We start from the raw sequence: 19,183 nt of genomic DNA, 5'->3' as shown, positions 1-19,183 counted from the left end.
TCACACGATGTCAACATTGGCGTCATCCACTTGACGTACGCATGTGGCCCACCTAACGTCCTCATTGACTTAAAACGTTTTTGGTATTGCTGCGGCAAGCAGTGACCCTGATGGCAAGGAGGGCGCCGTGGGCACACAGCCTTCGCCGGCACCCCCGCCGCTGGCTCTGGTCGAGGCGGCCAAGTCCTTCGGGATGGTCAAGGCTCTCCAGGGCGTTTCGCTGGAGTTGCGCGCGGGCGAAATCCACGCGCTGTGCGGCGAGAACGGGGCGGGAAAATCCACGCTGGTCAAGACGATCGCCGGCGTGCACCAGCCCGATGAGGGCCACATCGAGGTCGACGGCCAGCCCACCGTGTTCGCCGGTCCCGCCGACGCGCAGCGAGCGGGCGTGGCCGTGATCTACCAAGAGCCCACCCTCTTCCCCGACCTCTCGGTCGCCGAGAACATCTTCATCCGACGCCAACCGTTGGGCCGTGGCCGGCGCATCGACCGCTCGGCCATGCGCGCCGCGACCAACCGGCTGTTCGCCCGGTTGGGGGTGCACATCGACCCCGACCGTCCCGCACGCGGGCTGTCCATCGCCGACCAGCAACTGGTGGAGATCGCCAAGGCGCTGTCCTTCGACGCTCGGGTGCTGATCATGGACGAGCCCACGGCAGCGCTGTCGGGAATCGAGGTGGAGCGCCTGTTCGCGGTGGCGCGGTCGCTGCGCGACAACGGGGCGGCGGTGCTGTTCATCTCCCACCGCTTCGACGAGGTTTTCGCCTTGTGCGACCGGATCACCGTGATGCGCGACGGCCGCTACATCTCGACCGAGCCCACCGCGGAACTGACCGTGGACGCGGTCGTGCGCAGCATGGTGGGCCGCGACGTCACCGCCCTGTTCCCCAAGCAGGAGACCGACGTGGGCGAGGTCGTTCTCGACGTTGCGGGGCTCACCCGCACCGGCGTGTTCTCCGATGTGAACTTCTCGGTGCGCAGCGGGGAGATCGTCGCGCTGGCCGGCCTGGTGGGGGCCGGGCGCAGCGAGGTGGTGCGCGCGATCTTTGGCGTCGACGGCTACGACGCCGGAACGGTGCGGGTCGGCGGTACCAAGCTGACTGCGGGGCGTCCCGCGGCTGCGATGGCGGCCGGGATCGCGCTCGTGCCCGAAGACCGTCGCCAGCAGGGGCTGGTCATGGAGATGTCGGTGGAGCGCAACGCCACCTTGACGCGGCGCTGGGCGCTGAGCCGCTTCGGGCTGCTGTGGCGCCGCGCTGAGGAGCGGGCCGCCCGCACGTGGACCGATCGCCTCCAGGTCAAAGCCGGGCACCTCAGCGACCTGGTCTCGACCCTGTCGGGCGGCAACCAGCAGAAGGTGGTGCTGGCGAAGTGGCTGGCCACCGAGCCGCACGTGCTCATCGTCGACGAGCCCACCCGCGGCATCGACGTGGGCACCAAGGCCGAGGTCCACCGGCTGCTCTCGGAGCTGGCGGGGCAGGGGATGGCGGTCCTGATGGTCTCCAGCGAGCTGCCCGAGGTGTTGGGCATGGCCGACCGGGTGCTGGTGATGCACGAAGGACGCATCAGCGCCGAACTGTCCCGCTCGCAGGCCACCGAGGAAACGGTCATGTACGCCGCCACTGGCCAGGAGCAGGAGGGCAGCGCCGCATGAGCACCCCCGTCACCGAGACCCCGTTGGAGGAGCACGGCGGCGGCGACCCCCGCTCTAGCCGCCGGCTCCGGCAAGCGCGCGAGCTGGGCATCCTGCTGGCCCTGGTGCTGCTGGTGGTGATCACCACCCTGGTCAACCCGGGGTTCCTGTCGTCGCAGAGCATCGATGACCTGCTGCTGGGCGCGACCTTGCTGACCATCCTGGCCGTGGGCCAGACCATGGTCATCGTCACCCGCTGCGTGGACCTGTCGGTGGGCTCGATCCTGGGCCTGTCGGCCTTTGCGGTGGGAACGCTGTTCGTCTCCTTCCCCTCACTGCCGATTGTGCTGGTGGCGCTGGCCGGCGTGCTCGTGGGAGCGGCCTGTGGCCTGGTCAACGGCACGCTGGTAGCCACAGCGCGGGTGCCGGCGCTGGTGGTCACCCTCGGCACGCTGTATGTCTTCCGCGGTATCGACCACTGGTGGGCCTCGGGGACCCAGATCAACGCCGCCGACATGCCCGAGGAGTTCTTGGGCATCGGCCGCACCAGCCTGCTGGGGATACCGCTGCCGGCGGTCATCGCGGTGGCCGTGGTCCTGGGCGCCGGTTGGTACTTGGGCTCCTACCGCAGCGGGCGCGAACTGTACGCCATCGGCTCCGAACCGCAGGCGGCCCGGCTGAGCGGTATCCCGGTGGACCGGCGGGTCCTGGGGGCCTTCATCGCCAACGGCGCGTTGGCCGGGCTGGCCGGCGTTCTCTACGCCGCGCGCTTTGGCACCCTCGACGCCACTGTGGGCACCGGCCTGGAGCTGGAGGTGGTGGCCGCGGCCGTGGTGGGCGGCGTGGCGATCTTCGGCGGCAGCGGCACGGTCTACGGCGCCGCGCTGGGCGCGGTGCTGCTCACCACGATCGGCTCGGCGCTGCCGATCCTGCAAGTCAACGCCTTTTGGCAGCAGGCCGTTGTTGGCCTGCTCATCCTCGTCGCGATCGGCATGGACCGGCTACTGGCGGTGCGCACCGCCCGCCGGCTCCGAGGAGGTGAGAGCAGTGGTGCCTGAGGTCACCACCCCGGCCGACAGCACGGCCACGGCCCCGTCCGAACCGCCGCGGCGAGGCCGGGCGCTGCGGTCGATGCTGGTCAGCCGGGAAGGCTCCATCATCGGCGCGCTGGTGGTGTCGATCCTGGCGGCGGCTGTGTTCGTCGACGGCTTCGCCAGTGGGCGCAACGCCGGGTTTTTGATCCTGGACATCGCCGCGATCGCGCTGATCGCCCTGCCGATGACCCTGGTCATCATCACCGGTGAGATCGACCTGTCGGTGGCCAGCACCCTGGGCCTGACCAGCGCGGTCATGGGCCAACTGTGGGTCATGGGACTGCCGCTGGAGACGATCGTACCGCTGTGTGTGGCTTTGGGCGCGGTGCTGGGCGCGGTCAACGGCGTGCTCGTGACGGTGGTGGGGTTGCCCTCGCTGGCGGTCACGATCGGCACGATGGCGCTCTACCGCGGGTTGGCCTACGTGGTGCTGGGCGACCGCGCCGTGGCCGACTTCCCCTTCTCCTGGACCGGTGGGGCCACCGCCCCCGTTCCGGGAACCTCGATCCCCTGGATCGGCGTGCTGATCCTGGGGTTGGCCCTGGCCTTCGGCGTGCTGCTGCATGCCACTCCCCTTGGCCGCTCGCTGTATGCGATCGGCAACAACGCCGAGGCGACCCGCTTCTCCGGTGTCTCCGTGCGCTGGACCAAGCTGTGGCTGTTCGTGGCCACCGGTACGGTCGCCTCCCTGGCCGGCATCTTCTGGACGTTGCAGTACGGCAGTGCCCGCGCCGACAACGCCTTCGGGCTGGAACTGTCGGTGGTGGCCGCCGTGCTGCTGGGCGGGGTGTCGATCTTCGGCGGCACTGGTGCCCTGCCTGGCGTGCTCGGCGGTGTACTGCTGCTGGGCACGATCCGCAACGCCTTGCGGCTGGCCGATGTCTCCTCAGACACGCTGTCCATCGTCACCGGAATGCTACTGGTCGTCTCCGTCGTCGCGCCCAACCTCGCGGCGCGGCTGCGGTCGCGACGCAAGCCGACCGGCCCACCGGGGCGACGCTAAGCCGCTCCCTCACCCGATTCCCGTAACGCATCCCATGAGGTACCCATGCCACATTTTCGACTCCACCATGGCGTGATGGCCTGCGCGCTGGCCGGCGTCATGCTTGCCACCGCCGGCTGCGGTGGTACGACGCGCGGCAGCGCTGAGGACTCCGGCAGCAGCAGCGGCCCCACCACCGAGGCCGACCCCAACGCCACCATCCCGGAGGGGCTGGCGATCAGCTTCTTGCCCAAGCAGCTCAACAACCCCTACTTCACCTACGCCAACAGCGGCGGTGAGGAGGCCGTTGCGGAGCTGGGCGGAGAGTACAAGGAGGTAGGCCCCTCCGACGCCAACGCCTCCTCGCAGGTCAGCTACATCAACACGCTGAGCCAGCAAGGAAGCGACGTGATCGTCACGGCCGCCAACGACCCCAGTGCGGTGTGCGGCGCGCTCCAGCAGGCGCGCGAGGCCGGCAGCGCGATCGTGACCTACGACTCCGACACCGACCCCGAATGCCGCGACGCCTTCGTCAACCAGGCCTCGGCCGAGGGGCTGGCACTGGTGCAGGTGGAGATGATCGCCGAGCAGATCGGCGGGGAGGGCGAGATCGCCTTCCTGTCGGCCACCCCCAACGCCACCAACCAGAACACGTGGTTGGAGCTGATGGAGGAAGAACTGGCCACGCCCGAGTACGAGGGCATCGAGGTGGTCGACACCGTCTACGGCAACGACGACGACCAGAAGTCGTTCCAGGAGATGCAGGGCTTGATGCAGACTCACCCTGACCTGGCGGGCGTGGTCTCACCGACGACGGTGGGGCTGGCCGCGGCGGCGCGCTACCTGAGCACCTCCGAGTACAAAGGCGATGTCAAGCTCACCGGCTTGGGCACCCCCAACCAGATGCGCGAGTACGTCAAAGACGGCACCGTCGAAGAGTTCGCGCTGTGGGACCCCAAGAACCTGGGCTACCTGGCGGCCTACACCGGGGCCGCGCTAGCGGCGGGCCAGATCACCGGTGAGGAGGGCCAGACCTTCGAGGCGGGCCGGCTCGGTGAGTACGAGATCGGCGCCGAGGGCGAGATCGTCCTGGGACCGCCGACGGTGTTCAACGCCGACAACATCGACGACTACGACTTCTAAAGCGCCGGAGGTGGGAGCGCAGCCGCGCGGCTGCGCTCCCACCCGGTGTGGCCGTGACACGGGTGAGGAGAGACGATGCAGCGCGTGTGCTTCCTGCTGAAGGTCAAGCCCGAGCGGCTGGAGGAGTACCGCGAGCGCCATAGCCGGGTTTGGCCCGAGATGCTCGCGGCGCTGCGCGAGGCCGGCTGGCATAACTACTCCCTGTTCTGCAACGACGATGGGCTGCTCGTGGGCTATTTGGAGACCGAGGATTTCGCGACGGCCCAAGCGGCGATGGAACGAACCGAGGTCAACGCGCGGTGGCAGGCCGAAATGGCGCCGTTCTTCGAGAACCTGTCGGGCCGTCCCGACGAGGGGATGGTGCCGTTGACGGAGGTCTTCCACCTGGATTGAGCGCTGCGCCCCGGGGGTACGCACTGCTTCCCACCTCACAGGAAAACGATTCATCTTTTTTCTCGGGAAAGCCCTTACCATTTATAGGAGAGGAACCGCAACGAAGCCATAGGATGGGGAACCCCAACGAACTATCACTCCGTGGCGCCACTTTTGAAACGTTATAATGGCTATGTGTTGACTGAGATGAGCAGGAGCCTCCCGACATGACCGCCTCCGAAGCCGTCACATCCGCGCTGCGAGGGCAAGCCATCGAACTGCCGTCGTGGGCGTTCGGCAACAGCGGAACCCGGTTCAAGGTCTTCCCCCAGGCCGGAGTGCCCCGCACCCCGCAGGAGAAGATCGCCGACGCCGCCCAAGTGCACCGCTACACCGGCATCGCCCCCAGCGTGGCGCTGCACATTCCCTGGGACACCGTGGACGACTACGCCCAACTGGCCGACTACGCCCGCCACCTGGGCGTGCGGCTGGGCACGATCAACTCCAACGTCTTCCAGGACAACGACTACAAGCTGGGCAGCGTCACCAACCCCGACCCGCGGGTGCGGCGCAAGGCGCTGGACCACCTGCTCGAATGCGTCGACATCATGGACGCCACCGGTTCGCGCGACCTCAAGCTGTGGTTCGCCGACGGCACCAACTACCCCGGCCAAGACGACATCCGCGCCCGCCAGGACCGGCTGGCCGAGGCACTGGCGGCTGTCTACGAGCGTCTGGGACCCAACCAGCGCATGCTGCTGGAGTACAAGCTGTTCGAGCCGGCTTTCTACACCACCGACGTGCCCGACTGGGGGACCGCCTACGCCCACTGCCTGAAGCTGGGCGACAAGGCCCAGGTGGTGGTCGACACCGGCCACCACGCCCCCGGCACCAACATCGAATTCATCGTCGCCTTCCTGCTGCGCGAGAACAAGCTGGGCGGCTTCGACTTCAATTCGCGCTTCTACGCCGACGACGACCTCATGGTGGGGGCCGCCGACCCCTTCCAACTGTTCCGGATCATGTACGAGGTGGTGCGCGGCGGCGGCTACGCCCCCGAGGCCGGCATCGCCTTCATGCTCGACCAGTGCCACAACATCGAGCCCAAAATCCCCGGCCAGATCCGTTCGGTGCTCAATGCCCAGGAGGCCACCGCCAAGGCGCTGCTGGTCGACACCGAGGCGCTGGAGCAGGCCCAGCGCGCCGGGGACGTGCTGGGCGCCAACGCCGTCTTGATGGACGCCTACAACACCGACGTGCGGCCGATGCTGGCGCAGTTGCGCGAACAGCAGGGCCTGGACGCCGACCCCATGGCGGCTTTTGCCGCCTCGGGGTACGCCGAAAAGATCGCCGCCGACCGGGTCGGTGGTGAGCAGGCCGGCTGGGGAGCCTGACCCGGCGCCCGGCCGCCGCGGCGCAACCAGAACCGACCACCACCGTCTTTGAGGGAAAAGAGACCATGGCCGAGCAGACGCACCCTGCGGTGTCGGCGCTGCTACAGCGCTCACACCGGCTGGGCTCGGATTCGCGCAACACGAACTACGCCGGAGGTAACGCCTCCGCCAAAGGTGAGGCCACCGACCCGGTCACGGGCGAGTCGGTCGAGCTGATGTGGGTGAAGGGTTCCGGGGGTGACCTGGGAACGCTTCAAGAGTCCGGGCTGGCGGTGCTACGCCTGGACCGGATGCGCGCGCTGCCGGGGGTCTACCCCGGTATCGAGCGCGAGGACGAGATGGTGGCGGCTTTCGACTACTGCGCCCACGGCAAGGGCGGTGCCGCCCCCTCCATCGATACCGCTATGCACGGGCTGGTCGAGGCCGACCACGTTGACCACCTGCACCCCGACTCCGGGATCGCGCTGGCGTGCGCGGCCGAGGGCGAGAAGCTGACGGCGGAGTGCTTCGGCGACCGTGTCGCCTGGGTGCCGTGGCGGCGGCCCGGCTTCCAGTTGGGGCTGGACATCGCCGCGATCAAACGCGACAACCCGCAGGCGATCGGCGTGGTGCTGGGCGGGCACGGCATCACCGCCTGGGGTGCCACCAGTGAGGAGTGCGAAGCCAACTCGCTGGAGATCATCCGTTCGGCCGAACGCTTCATCGACGAACGCGCCACTCCCAGCTCCCACCCCTTCGGTGAGGTCATCGACGGCTACGCCGCGCTGCCCGAGGAGCAGCGCCGCGCCCGAGCCGCCGCGCTGCTGCCGGTGGTGCGGGGGCTGGCCTCGACCGACCGGCCACAGGTGGGCCACTACACCGACTCCGAGGCGGTGCTGGACTTCGTCTCCCGCTCCGAGCACCCGCGCCTGGCTGCGCTGGGCACCTCCTGCCCCGACCACTTCCTGCGCACGAAGGTGCGCCCGCTGGTGCTCGACGTGAGCCCGCACGCCCCGGTGGAGGAGGCCATCGCGCGGCTCAAGGAGCTGCACGCGGCCTACCGCGAGGACTACCGCGCCTACTACGAGCGCCACGCCGACGCCGACTCCCCGCCCATGCGCGGCGCCGACCCCGCGATCGTGCTGGTGCCGGGGGTGGGAATGTTCTCCTTCGGCAAGGACAAACAGACCGCGCGGGTGGCCGGCGAGTTCTACGTCAACGCCATCAACGTGATGCGCGGCGCCGAGACGATCTCCCGCTACGCCCCCATCGACGAGGCCGAGAAGTTCCGGATCGAGTACTGGGAACTGGAAGAGGCCAAGCTGCGGCGCATGCCGGCGCCCAAGCCGCTGGCCACGCGGGTGGCGCTGGTCACCGGCGGCGGCTCGGGTATCGGGCGCGCCATCGCCCACCGGCTGGCCGCCGAGGGGGCGTGTGTGGCCGTGGCCGACCGCGACGGGGCCGCCGCCGGCGAGGTCGCCGCTGAGATCGGCACCAGCGACGTGGCGGTGCCGGTCACCGTCGACGTCACCGACCCCGACGCGGTGGCCGCGGCGCTGCGGGAGACCGTGCTGGCCTTCGGCGGCGTGGACCTGGTGGTCAACAACGCCGGCCTGTCGATCTCCAAGCCGTTGCTGGAGACCACCGAAGCCGACTGGGACATCCAGCACGGCGTTATGGCGCGCGGCTCGTTTCTGGTGGCGCGCGAGGCCGCCCGCATCCTCGTCGAGCAGGACATGGGCGGCGACATCGTCTACATCGCCAGCAAGAACGGCGTGTTCGCCGGACCGAACAACATCGCCTACGGTTCGGCCAAGGCCGACCAGGCCCACCAAGTGCGACTGTTGGCCGCCGAACTGGGCGAGCACCGCATCCGCGTCAACGGCGTCAACCCCGATGGGGTGGTGCGCGGTTCGGGGATCTTCGCCGGCGGGTGGGGCGCCCAGCGCGCCGCGGTCTACGGCGTGCCCGAGGAGAAGCTCGGCGAGTTCTACGCTCAACGCACGCTACTCAAGCGCGAAGTGCTGCCCGAGAACGTGGCCAACGCGGTGTTCGCGCTGACCAGCGGGGAGTTGAGCCACACCACCGGGCTGCACGTTCCCGTGGACGCCGGTGTCGCCGCGGCCTTCCTGCGCTAGGCGTATCGCCAGTGACCCTTGTGACGTTCCCGGACCCGGCCGGGTCGCCGCCCGGTCGGGTCCGCCTGCTCTTTCGAGGTGCGCTTTGCCGCAAACCCTGACAGCGGTCGACCTCGGCGCCTCCAGTGGACGTGTCCTCGTCGGCCGAGTGGGGCGCGATGAACTGCGACTGACCGAAGTCCACCGGTTCGCCAACGACCCCGTGCGACTGCCCAGCGGGCTGCACTGGAACATCGCCGCCATCTACCAGGAGATCCTGCGCGGGCTGGCCATGGCCGCCTCCCACGGTCCCACGAGTGTGGGGATCGACGCCTGGGCGGTGGACTACGGTCTGCTCGACGCCGGCGGCGCGCTGCTGGGCCTGCCCCACCACTACCGCGACGACCGTACCGAGACCGTGGCCGCCACCGTGGTGGCCGAGTACGGAGCGGCAGAACTGTACCGGGCCAACGGGTTGCAGTTCCAGCCGTTCAACACGATGTTCCAGGTGGCGGCGGCGCGCGGCAGTGTTGCCCTGGAGGGCGCCGCGACGCTGCTGCTCATCCCCGACCTGTTGGGCTATTGGCTGACCGGTAACGTCGGCGCCGAGGTCACCAACGCCTCCACGACCGGGCTGCTCGACGTCACCACGCGCCAGTGGTCACCGCAGGTGGCCGCCGCCGTGGGGCTCAACCCCGACCTGCTGCCCGCGCTGCGCCGGCCCGGCGCGGTGATCGGGCGGCCACGACCGGAGGTGGCCCGGGCCACCGGCCTGGAGCACACCAGCGTGACCGCTGTGGCCTCCCACGACACCGCCTCGGCCGTGGCCGGGGTGCCCGCTGTCGACGGCGAGTTCGGCTATGTCTCGTGCGGCACCTGGTCGCTGGCGGGGCTGGAACTGCCACAGCCGGTGACCAGTGAGGATGCGCGCGCGGCCAACTTCACCAACGAGCTGGGCGTCGACGGCACCACCCGGTTCCTGCGCAACATTATGGGGCTGTGGCTGCTCCAGGAGAGCATGCGCACATGGGGGCTGGGCAGTGCGGAGCTGCCCGGCCTGCTGGAGGAGGCCGCCAAAGCCCCGCCGTTCGTCTCGCTGGTCGACCCCAGCGACCCTCGGTTTTTGCCGCCGGGCGACATGCCCGACCGTATCGCCGCCTACTGTCGGGAAACCGACCAGCCCGTTCCCGCCGACCGGGCGGCGCTGGTGCGGTGCGTGTTGGAGAGCCTGGCACTGGGCCACCGCGACGCGCTGCGCCGCGCCGCCGCGATCGCCGACCGCTCGGTGCGCACCGTGCACCTGGTGGGCGGGGGTGCCCGCAACGCGCTGCTGTGCCAGTGGACCGCCGACGCGCTGGGGCTGCCCGTGGTGGCGGGTCCGGTTGAGGCCACCGCTGTGGGAAATATGTTGGTGCAGGCGCAAGCCCACGGGGTGGCCGACGACCTCGCGCCGCTGCGCCGGCTCGTGCACGAGACCCATAACCTGTGCCGCTACGAGCCCCACGGCGACCGTGGGGCCTGGGACAGCGCCGCGCGGCGTATCGGCCTGGAGTGAGGGAGCCTATGCGGATCGCGTTGTTCGTCACCTGCGTCAACGACACGCTGTTTCCCGAGACGGGCAAGGCCGTGGTGCGGCTGCTGGAGCGATTGGGCCACGAGGTGGTGTTCCCTCGGGCCCAGACGTGCTGCGGGCAGATGCACTACAACACCGGCTACCGCGAGGACGCCCAGCGGCTGGCGGTGCGCTTCGTCGAGACTTTCGCCGACGCCGACGCGGTGCTCGTCCCGTCCGGCTCGTGCGCGGGGATGATCCGCGACAACTACCCGCGGCTGGGCGCACCGGACAGCCCGCTGGCCACGGCGGTGCAGCGGCTTCACCCGCGGGTCTATGACCTTTCGGAGCTGCTGGTGGACGTGCTCGGCGTCAGCGACGTGGGGGCCTACTTCCCCCACCGGGTGACCTACCACCCCACCTGCCACGGACTGCGGCTGCTGGGGCTGGGTGAGCGGCCCATCCACCTGCTGCGCCACGTACGCGGGCTGGAGCTGGTCGAGCTGTCCGAGGCCAGCGAGTGTTGCGGCTTCGGCGGCACGTTCGCTCTCAAGAACGCGGAGGTCTCCACCGCCATGGGCTCCGACAAGGCCCGCCACGTCGCCGCGACCGGAGCCGAAGTGCTGTGCGCGGTGGACAACTCGTGCCTGATGCACATCGGGGGCATGCTGGGGCGCCAGCGGGCGGGGGTGCGCGTGATGCACCTGGCCGAGATCCTGGCTTCAACCGAAGAGGAACCGGTGACCATTTGAGGTGTTCGGGTTCGAGGGCGCCAGACCGCAGCGCACCCTTGGCAGCACCGGCGGCCGGACCGCCCCGCACGCGGGGACGGCCGTGGTGTTTGCCCCCGCGGCGCGCGCTCGCAGCCGCGATGACAACTTCGCGAAAGGAGGATAGCGGCGCACCGTGCCCCGCCGGCAGGCCGGGGTAACCACGCCGCGACATCGATGAGCGCGACCTTCGTGGGCATGCCCGCCTTTCCCGAGGCGGCCCGGTCGGCCACCGGCGACGCCCAGCTACGCCACAACCTGCACAAGGCCACCCGCACGATCCGTGACAAGCGCGCCGACGCGGTGGGCGAACTCGACGACTGGTCGCAGTTGCGCGCCGCGGGCAAAGCCATCAAGGACCGCACGCTGCGCCACCTCGACTGCTACCTGGAGCAACTGGAGGAGTCGGTCACCGCCGCCGGCGGGCAGGTGCACTGGGCCGCCGACGCCGCCGAGGCCAACGCCATCGTCACCGAGCTGGTGCGCGCCACCGGCGAAGACGAGGTCCTCAAGGTCAAATCGATGGCCACTCAAGAGATCGAGCTGAACCAGGCGCTGGAGCAGGCCGGCATCGCCGCCTACGAGACCGACCTGGCCGAGCTGATCGTCCAGCTCAGCGATGACCGTCCGTCCCACATCCTGGTGCCGGCCATCCACCGCAACCGCGCCGAAATCCGTGAGATCTTCCGGCGCCATATGGGCGCGTGGGGGGTGGCCGCCCCCGAGGACCTCAGCGACGACCCCGCCGCCCTGGCCGAGGCTGCCCGCGTTCACCTGCGCGAGAAGTTCCTCAGCAGTAAGGTCGCGGTCTCGGGAGCCAACTTCGCGGTGGCCGATACCGGCACGATGGTGGTGCTGGAGTCGGAGGGCAACGGGCGGATGTGCCTGACCCTGCCCGAGACGCTGATCTCGGTGGTGGGCATCGAGAAGATCGTGCCCACCTGGCAGGACCTGGAGGTGTTCCTCCAACTGCTGCCGCGCTCCTCCACTGGTGAGCGCGCCAACCCCTACACCTCCACCTGGTCGGGGGTGACCGAAGGCGACGGGCCGCGCGAGTTCCACCTGGTGTTGCTGGACAACGGCCGCAGCGACACGCTCGCCGACACGGTGGGCCGACAGGCGCTGCGCTGTATCCGCTGCTCGGCCTGCCTCAACATCTGCCCCGTCTACGAGCGTGCCGGCGGGCACGCCTACGGTTCGGTCTATCCCGGCCCTATCGGGGCGATTCTGAGCCCGCAACTGCGGGGCACCGGCAGCGCGGTCGATGCGTCGCTGCCGTACGCCTCGTCGCTGTGCGGGGCCTGCTACGAGGTGTGCCCGGTGGCGATCGATATCCCCGAGGTGCTGGTGCACCTGCGGGAGCGTGTGGCTTCGGGCCGCGGGCACCGCGCCGAGGGCGCGGCGATGACCATGGCCAGTTGGGTGCTGGGCGATCACCGGCGGCTCTCTTGGGCGCAGCGGGCCGCGGGGTGGGCCCGCAACCTGGTGCCGCGGCGGCTGCCCGGGCCGGGCGCGGCCTGGACCGACACCCGTGACCTACCCGCCATCCCTCAGCGTTCCTTCCGGGACTGGTGGCGCGACCGTGAACAGGAGGCACAGCAGTGAAGCGAGCACGTGGGTCGCGCGAGCGCGTGCTGGAGCGGGTCAGGGCGGCGCTGGCCGACGTGCCCGCCGGTGAAGCACCCGAGGATGTGACGGTGCAGCGGGACTACGCGCGGGCCCACCACACCGATGATCTGGTGGGGCTGCTGGCCGAGCGGCTCGTCGACTATCGGGCGGTCGTGCGCCGCGCCACCACGACGCAGGTGCCCGCCGTGGTCGCCGCGGCGCTGGCCGAACGTGGCGCGCGCCGCGTGGCCGTACCGGCCGACCTGCCCGAGGCGTGGCTGTCCCAAGCCGATATCACCGCCGTTGCCGACACCGCCGAGGCCCGGTTGGGGGTGGCTGAACTCGACGCCGTGGCCGGGGTGGTCACCGGGTGTGCCGTGGCCATCGCCGAAACCGGCACGATCGTGCTCGACTCCGGTCCCGCCCAGGGGCGGCGGGCGCTGTGCCTGGTGCCCGACTACCACCTGTGTATCGTGCCGACCGCGTGCGTGGTGGCCGACGTCGCCGACGCGCTGGCTCGCCTCGAAGCGTCGCGCCCGCTGACCTGGATCAGCGGCCCCTCGGCCACCAGCGACATCGAACTGGACCGCGTCGAGGGGGTGCACGGCCCGCGCACGCTGGAGGTGGTGCTCGTCGACGGCGCCGGTTGACCCGCTCCCCCGTGCTCCCAGCGGGAGGCGTGTCTCCCCGGGGGCACGGGGGCGGGGTGGCGGCGTGTGCCTAGGAGGCGGGCAGGATGGGGCGGAGCAGGCCCTGCGGGTGGCCGTGGCGGCGCCACTCGCGCGGGTAGCCGATGGAGACCTCCTCGAAGGGCACGCCATCGTGCCAGGTGGTGCGGGGGATGTGCAGGTGGCCGTAGACGACGGCGCGCGCCCGGTAACGGGTGTGCCAGTCGGCGGTGAGTTCGGTGCCGCACCACTGGGCGAACTCGGGGTAGCGCAGGATACGGGTCGGGTCGCGCACCAGCGGATAGTGGTTGATCAGCACGGTGGGCAGGGCGGGGTCGCAGGCGTCGAGGCGGCGCCGGGTCTCCTCGATGCGGACGTGGCACCAGGCGTCACGGCTGGGGTGGGGGTCGGGGTGGAGCATGAGCTCGTCGGTGCACACCACTCCGGCGGCGTAGGCTTGGGAGAGCGACTCCTCCTTAGTGGTGGCGCTCTCAGTGCGGAAGGTGTAGTCGTAGAGCACAAACAGCGGGGCGATCGTGGCGGGTCCGCCCTCGCCTTTCCAGATGGGGTAGGGGTCTTCGGGGGTGAGCACGCCCATGCTGCGGCACACGCTCACCAGATGGTGGTAGCGCTCCTCGCCGCGCAGTTGGATGTCGTCCTTGGGGTGGGTCCACAGCTCGTGGTTGCCCGGCGTCCAGATCACGGTGGCGAACCGCTCGCTGAGCAGACCCAGCGCCCATTGGACATCGGCGACGGTTTCGGCGACGTCGCCGGCGACGATCAGCCAGTCCTGCGGTGAGGTCGGCCGCAGCCAATCCATGAACCTCTGGTTCTGTGAGTGTGAAATGTGCAGGTCGCTGACTGCGTACAGGGTCGGTGTCGGCGCGTCGGCGGCGGTCATCGCACCTCCCCCCGCCGGTGGAGGGCTGGCCGGTCGTTTCGCAGCTCGACGCGAGGCATCCGATCACTTCCCCGACTCCGGTAGATCTTCACAAAAGTCTGAGCCTAGTAGTCGGGTGTCGGGTAGCGCCGCGGGGGCGGCCCTGACGGTGCCACCCAGCCGTGCCTGCGGGCGCTCCCGGTGCGAGGGCTCGACGGTGGCGACTGTAGCCCCCTGAAACGCCGGAGCGGGCCGGTGCGGTCAACGATCGCGACGCTCGCCATGGGCGGCGGCTGGGGCTCACTGGCGTTGCTGGGGTCTCTGCTCGCTGGGACGGAACGGGTAATGCAGGTCAAAGGCCGGTCGTTCGGTACGTACGCGCGGCAGCGAGGTGAAGTTGTGGCGTGGCGGCGGGCACGAGGTCGCCCACTCCAGCGAGTTGCCGTAGCCCCATGGGTCGTCGACCTCTACGGGAACGCCCACACGATGGGTGCGCCAGACGTTGTAGAGGAAAACCAGCGTCGAGGCGCCCAACACGAAGGAGCCGACACTGGAGACGACGTTGAGGACGGTGAAACCGTCGCCGGGCAGGTAGTCGGCGTAGCGTCGTGGCATGCCCTCGGCGCCCAGCCAGTGCTGCACCAGAAACGTCGCGTGGAAGCTGGGGAACAGCAGCCAGAAATGGAGCTTTCCCAACCGTTCGTCGAGCATCCTGCCGGTGTACTTGGGCCACCAGAAGTAGAAGCCGGCGAACATCGCAAAGACCACCGTGCCGAACAGGACGTAGTGGAAATGGCCCACCACGAAGTAGGAGTCGGTGGTGTGGAAGTCCAGCGGCGGCGAAGCGAGGAGTACGCCGGTGAGCCCGCCGAAGAGGAACGTCACCAAGAACCCCACTGCGAACAGCATCGGCGAGGGAAAGGTGAGCTGACCACGCCACATCGTGCCGATCCAGTTGAAGAACTTGATCCCGGTCGGGACGGCGATCAGGAAGGACATGAACGAGAAGAACGGCAGCAGTACCGCGCCGGTGGCGAACATATGGTGGGCCCACACCGTCATCGACAGGCCGGTGATCGCGATGGTGGCGGCCACCATGCCCTTGTATCCGAACAGCGGTTTGCGCGAGAAGACCGGGATGACCTCGGTGATGATGCCGAAGAACGGCAGCGCGACGATGTAGACCTCGGGATGGCCGAAGAACCAGAACAGATGCTGCCACACCAAAGCGCCGCCGTGGCCGGGGTCGTAGACGTGGGAGCCGATGATGCGGTCGGCGGCCAGCGCGGCCAGCGCCGCAGTCAGCACCGGGAAGGCCAACAGCACCAGGATTCCGGTGAACAGGGTGTTCCAGGTGAACAGCGGCATCCGGAACAGGGTCATGCCCGGAGCGCGCATAGCCGCGATGGTCACCATGAAGTTGACCGTGCCCAGTACGGTGCCCAATCCGGCCACGAGCAGCCCCAGCACCCACAGGTCACCGCCCAGGCCAGGTGAGCGCACCTCGTCCGACAGCGGCGTGTAGGCGAACCAGCCGAAGCTGGCCGCGCCGCCCTGGGTGAAGAACCCGCCCACCGTGATGAGCCCGCCGAAGAGGAACAGCCAGTAGCTGAACATGTTGAGCCGGGGGAAGGCCACGTCGGGCGCGCCGATCTGTAGCGGCACGAGCAGGTTGGCGAAACCCGCGAACAGCGGGGTGGCGAACAGCAGCATCATGATCGTGCCGTGCATGGTGAAAAGCTGGTTGTACTGGTCGGCGCCGACGACCTGCAAGCCGGGCCATAGCAGTTCGGCACGGATCAGCATCGCCATGATCCCGGCGAGAAGGAAGAACCCGAACGAGGTGACGACGTAGAGTTGGCCGATCACCTTGTGGTCGGTGGAGGACAGCCACGCGGCGACGGCCTTGCCCTTGCCGCCGGCGGGATCGCGCTCCTCGGAGCGGGCGTGGGCCCGCGAGGTCTCGGTCATGTGTGCCCCGCCGCGCTGGGCATGGCACCGAGGCGAGGGGGGACGTGGGGGCGCGGGTGGGGGGCGGCTCGCGTGCGCACCGGGGAAGGCACGGTCGCGGCGGCCACGGTGGCCACACTCGCGGTCTGGGAGGCCGTGGCGGCGCCGACGCCGAGATAGGTGGTCGTGATGAGGATGAGAGCGGCGAGAACGATGCCGATGACGATGGCCGCGACCGCGCCGCGAGACACCGGCTCACGCGGCGGGGCTCCCGAGACGTTGAAGAACGCCAGGCGCCGGGCCAAGTCGGGATCGTCGGTCGCCAGCGCGCGCTCGATCTCGCGCAGTTGGCGGTCCTCCTCTGGTGATGAACTCATGGCGGGGTGGCCTTCCGCTGGGCTGCTGGGCGGTGGTCAGTCGTGGTTAGCGTGCCTTTCACTACCCTCGGCAAGCAACCACTAACACGGAGCTAGATATGTGGAGATTTTTTGCAACGACGCCTCACGACAGGGGGAGCACCATCGTTGACCAGGGGGTTTGAGAACGGCCGAAGCTGGTAGCGGGAGCTTATGCCTATACCCGACAACTCCAGTTACGCACGTGCGGCTGCCCGGGTGATGCAAGAGCAACTCCCCTCCCCGCGCCCTGCTGAGGGGCCGTCGCTTCTGGTGCTGCGTGCGTTGAGCATGGGCGAAGTTATGACTGGGGTGCCCGCTGTACGCGCGTTGACCCGTGCCTTTCCCCACCACCGGTTGACCGTGGCAGGGCCACCGGCCTACGCCGATTTCCTCACCCTGGCGGGAGTCCCCCACCGGGTGCTGGATGCTTCGGGCCCGGAGACGCCGCAGTGGCCCGAGGCGAGGCCGCCCGACCTGGCCGTAAACCTGCACGGGCACGGCCCCGAGAGCATCGCGGCCCTGCATGCGCTGCGACCTCGAGAGCTGTGGAGCTACGCCCACCCGGACTTTCCCGACCTGCGGGGGCCGCGCTGGCCTGCCGGTGAGCACGACGTCGACCTGTGGTGTCGGATGCTGGGCTACTACGGGGTGCGCGCCGACCCCACGGATCTGCGCCTGTGGGCGCCGCCGCAGCCGAGCCGACGCCCAGGCGCGGTGCTCCTCCACCCCGGTGCGGCCTTCCCCGCTCGCCGCTGGCCGGAGCTGCGTTTCGCCCAGGTGGCGCGTTGGTTGCGCTCGCGCGGCCACGAGGTGGTGGTGACCGGATCGCGCTCGGAGCTCCCGCTGGCACTGCGCGTTGCGCGCGTGGCTGGTCTGGACGAGCGGGCGGTCATGGCGGGCCGGACCTCGCCGAACGAACTCGCCGCCCTGGTTGCCGAGTCGACCATGGTCATCTGCGGCGACACCGGTGTGGCACAGCTAGCCACCGCCTACGCGACCCCCTCGGTGGTGCTGTTCGGGGCGGCCCACCCCGAGGTGTGGGGGCCGCGCATCGACCCGTGGCTACACATCTGCCTGCGCTTGCCTGCTCCCCGGCAGCCACGCCGCTCCCGCACGCACCACGGGCTGCTGCGCATCACCGACAACGACGTCATCGCCGCCGCCGAAGAACTCTTCGCACGGCTCGAGGCGGCGACCGCCGCCCAAGGCCCGCCCCGACCCCGCACCGCGGCCGAGGACACCGCCGGCGCCCGTTCCGCGGGCAGGCCGTGACAGCGGCGGCATCGCGGGGCCCGCCCCTGCGCCCGCCGTCCTGGGTGTCCTCCCTGGGCGAGCGGCCCCGCTGAGGCGCCGCCGCGGCGTTGCCCGGGCGCGCCGTACCGGGCGCCCACGGCGCAAGGGTGGCTGCGCAGGCCGGCAGCGACGTCACAGCGTGGCAAGCATGTCGCGGCACGCTTCGGCGCACAGCACGCACGTATCGGCGCACAGCCGGCAGTGTTCATGGGAGGCGGCGTGGGTACCGCACTCCTGGGCAGCGTGCTCGCAGAACTGAACGCAGGCTTGCAGGATCGCCCGGTCGAGCACCACGTTGGCTTCCGTGCGCCGGGTGAGCACCTGCTCGGCTGTCCCGCACAGGTCAGCGCAGTCGAGGTTGCGGCGGATGCAGGCCACCAGGTCCGCCGAGTCGGCCTCGCCCAAGCAGGCGTCGGCACAGGCCGTGCACGCCTGCGCGCAGGCGGCCAGCCGTTCCACACACGTCCGTAACGGCTCTACGTTCTTGACGGGGTCGCGGGGGTGCTCGCGCAGGAAGTGTTCGGTTTGGGTCGCCATCGCGTCCTCCCGCTGCCGGGTGTGCCTCCGACACGGGTACTAGCCCGTTGTTGTCTGCTACCGAGAAGCCCCACCGGTAAACATGGCTCCCACGCCGTCACGACCGTTTCGGCCCTGGTGGTCTGGGCAGTGGACGGCTGGGGTGTCCAGGGGCCGAACCGGATTCGGCCCAGCCCATCGGGCGGGTGGACGTTCGCGGCCACCCGCCCGGTCCACAGCACAGCGGGCCGTGGGCGGCGAGTTCGTTCGGCGAGGACCGCCCCGCAGCCACCAAGACACCCGAAAACGGGGGCACCGACACGGTTAAGGGGAGCCAATGGCTGCCGAACACCTGGACTCCGACACCGAAGAGCTATGGCAGGAGTTCCACCGGCTGGTCAACATGACCGGTGAGGAGCTGCGCGAATGGCTGCTCACCAACGCTTCCGGTCCTGAGGGGTTCGTATCGGCCCCAGACATGAACCTGCCCGAGACGGGACGCCACGTCGTGCACATCGTGGGCAAACGGCGCGTGGACCTCACCAACGCCGACCTGGAAATGATGCGGCTCGTCGTAGAGGCGATCCGTTCCCGACTGGCTCACCCACACGAAAGCGACGACGAGTGGCGCCGCGCGATCATGACGCTGGGCCACGACCCGCTGCGGCCCGAATCGCCGCGGCCAGGAGAGGACACCACCCTCGAAGAGGAAGAGGTGCCCCGCCCGTCGCCGGAGTAAGCCCCGAACCTGAGGCCGGCCATCGGCAAGTGAAGGGCGGAATCACCCACAACCGACCCGCCGATGGCCAGCAAAGCGCGCCGAAGGAGAGAGCC

At 69.6% G+C, this 19,183-nt stretch carries 17 protein-coding genes; 13 read left to right on the top strand and 4 right to left on the bottom strand.

The annotated features are described in order from the left end of the window. Window positions 1–193 precede the first annotated feature (193 nt). The 11 genes from ABD848_RS10185 (at window position 194) to ABD848_RS10135 (ending at window position 13,294) form a co-directional block, all read left to right on the top strand. Window positions 194–1,654, top strand: coding sequence for a sugar ABC transporter ATP-binding protein (locus ABD848_RS10185; RefSeq protein ID WP_344970276.1), 1,461 nt, complete (start codon window positions 194–196; stop codon window positions 1,652–1,654). Continuing rightward, complete coding sequence (locus tag ABD848_RS10180; protein ID WP_344970173.1) at window positions 1,651–2,691, top strand: ABC transporter permease; 1,041 nt, start codon at window positions 1,651–1,653, stop codon at window positions 2,689–2,691. Before ABD848_RS10185 ends, ABD848_RS10180 begins: the two co-directional genes overlap by 4 nt. Beyond that, a complete protein-coding gene (locus ABD848_RS10175) occupies window positions 2,684–3,730 on the top strand; it encodes an ABC transporter permease (RefSeq protein WP_344970170.1) in 1,047 nt (348 codons plus the stop codon). Before ABD848_RS10180 ends, ABD848_RS10175 begins: the two co-directional genes overlap by 8 nt. Before the next feature lie 45 nt (window positions 3,731–3,775). Continuing rightward, window positions 3,776–4,852: a rhamnose ABC transporter substrate-binding protein gene (gene rhaS, locus ABD848_RS10170; RefSeq protein WP_344970167.1), complete on the top strand. Its 1,077-nt coding sequence runs from the start codon at window positions 3,776–3,778 to the stop codon at window positions 4,850–4,852. Window positions 4,853–4,927: 75 nt separating this feature from the next. Next, a complete protein-coding gene (locus tag ABD848_RS10165; RefSeq protein WP_344970164.1) occupies window positions 4,928–5,245 on the top strand; it encodes an L-rhamnose mutarotase in 318 nt (105 codons plus the stop codon). A gap of 206 nt (window positions 5,246–5,451) precedes the next feature. Beyond that, the gene (rhaI, locus tag ABD848_RS10160; protein WP_344970162.1) at window positions 5,452–6,618 is read left to right on the top strand and encodes an L-rhamnose isomerase; all 1,167 of its coding nucleotides are present in this window, start codon (window positions 5,452–5,454) and stop codon (window positions 6,616–6,618) included. Window positions 6,619–6,683: 65 nt separating this feature from the next. Further along, entirely contained in the window at window positions 6,684–8,735 is a 2,052-nt protein-coding gene (locus ABD848_RS10155) for a bifunctional aldolase/short-chain dehydrogenase (RefSeq protein ID WP_344970160.1), read from the top strand. Window positions 8,736–8,820: 85 nt separating this feature from the next. After that, complete coding sequence (locus tag ABD848_RS10150) at window positions 8,821–10,269, top strand: rhamnulokinase (RefSeq protein WP_344970157.1); 1,449 nt, start codon at window positions 8,821–8,823, stop codon at window positions 10,267–10,269. Window positions 10,270–10,277: 8 nt separating this feature from the next. Beyond that, entirely contained in the window at window positions 10,278–11,018 is a 741-nt protein-coding gene (locus ABD848_RS10145; protein WP_344970154.1) for a (Fe-S)-binding protein, read from the top strand. Window positions 11,019–11,213: 195 nt separating this feature from the next. Then, entirely contained in the window at window positions 11,214–12,641 is a 1,428-nt protein-coding gene (locus ABD848_RS10140; protein WP_344970151.1) for a LutB/LldF family L-lactate oxidation iron-sulfur protein, read from the top strand. Further along, window positions 12,638–13,294 (top strand): LutC/YkgG family protein, encoded by a 657-nt coding sequence (locus ABD848_RS10135; protein WP_344970148.1) that lies wholly within the window; start codon window positions 12,638–12,640, stop codon window positions 13,292–13,294. Before ABD848_RS10140 ends, ABD848_RS10135 begins: the two co-directional genes overlap by 4 nt. A gap of 70 nt (window positions 13,295–13,364) precedes the next feature. On the opposite strand, the gene ABD848_RS10130 is transcribed toward ABD848_RS10135, so the two are convergent. The 3 genes from ABD848_RS10130 to ABD848_RS10120 all read right to left on the bottom strand — a co-directional run bounded on the left by ABD848_RS10130 (window position 13,365) and on the right by ABD848_RS10120 (window position 16,519). Further along, window positions 13,365–14,213, bottom strand: coding sequence for a metallophosphoesterase family protein (locus ABD848_RS10130; RefSeq protein ID WP_344970146.1), 849 nt, complete (start codon window positions 14,211–14,213; stop codon window positions 13,365–13,367). 279 nt (window positions 14,214–14,492) lie between these two features. Further along, window positions 14,493–16,163 (bottom strand): aa3-type cytochrome oxidase subunit I, encoded by a 1,671-nt coding sequence (gene ctaD, locus ABD848_RS10125; RefSeq protein ID WP_344970143.1) that lies wholly within the window; start codon window positions 16,161–16,163, stop codon window positions 14,493–14,495. Beyond that, a complete protein-coding gene (locus ABD848_RS10120; RefSeq protein WP_344970141.1) occupies window positions 16,160–16,519 on the bottom strand; it encodes a DUF3040 domain-containing protein in 360 nt (119 codons plus the stop codon). The genes ctaD and ABD848_RS10120 overlap by 4 nt, the downstream gene beginning before the upstream one ends. 192 nt (window positions 16,520–16,711) lie before the next feature. Between ABD848_RS10120 and ABD848_RS10115 the strand changes: the two genes are divergently transcribed. Further along, window positions 16,712–17,812: a glycosyltransferase family 9 protein gene (locus ABD848_RS10115; protein ID WP_344970140.1), complete on the top strand. Its 1,101-nt coding sequence runs from the start codon at window positions 16,712–16,714 to the stop codon at window positions 17,810–17,812. A gap of 153 nt (window positions 17,813–17,965) precedes the next feature. Here ABD848_RS10115 and ABD848_RS10110 read toward each other — a convergent pair whose 3' ends face one another. Then, window positions 17,966–18,370 carry a four-helix bundle copper-binding protein gene (locus tag ABD848_RS10110; protein WP_344970138.1) on the bottom strand — a complete coding sequence of 135 codons (405 nt, stop codon included), beginning with the start codon at window positions 18,368–18,370 and terminating at the stop codon, window positions 17,966–17,968. 316 nt (window positions 18,371–18,686) lie between these two features. On the opposite strand from ABD848_RS10110, the gene ABD848_RS10105 reads away from it, so the two are divergent. After that, window positions 18,687–19,088 (top strand): DUF3140 domain-containing protein, encoded by a 402-nt coding sequence (locus ABD848_RS10105; RefSeq protein ID WP_344970135.1) that lies wholly within the window; start codon window positions 18,687–18,689, stop codon window positions 19,086–19,088. Window positions 19,089–19,183: the final 95 nt, after the last annotated feature.

Source organism: Salinactinospora qingdaonensis (assembly GCF_039539445.1).
GTDB lineage: Bacteria > Actinomycetota > Actinomycetes > Streptosporangiales > Streptosporangiaceae > Salinactinospora > Salinactinospora qingdaonensis.
Note: the sequence above shows the minus strand (reverse complement) of the source record. Positions and strands in the feature narration are given on the sequence as shown.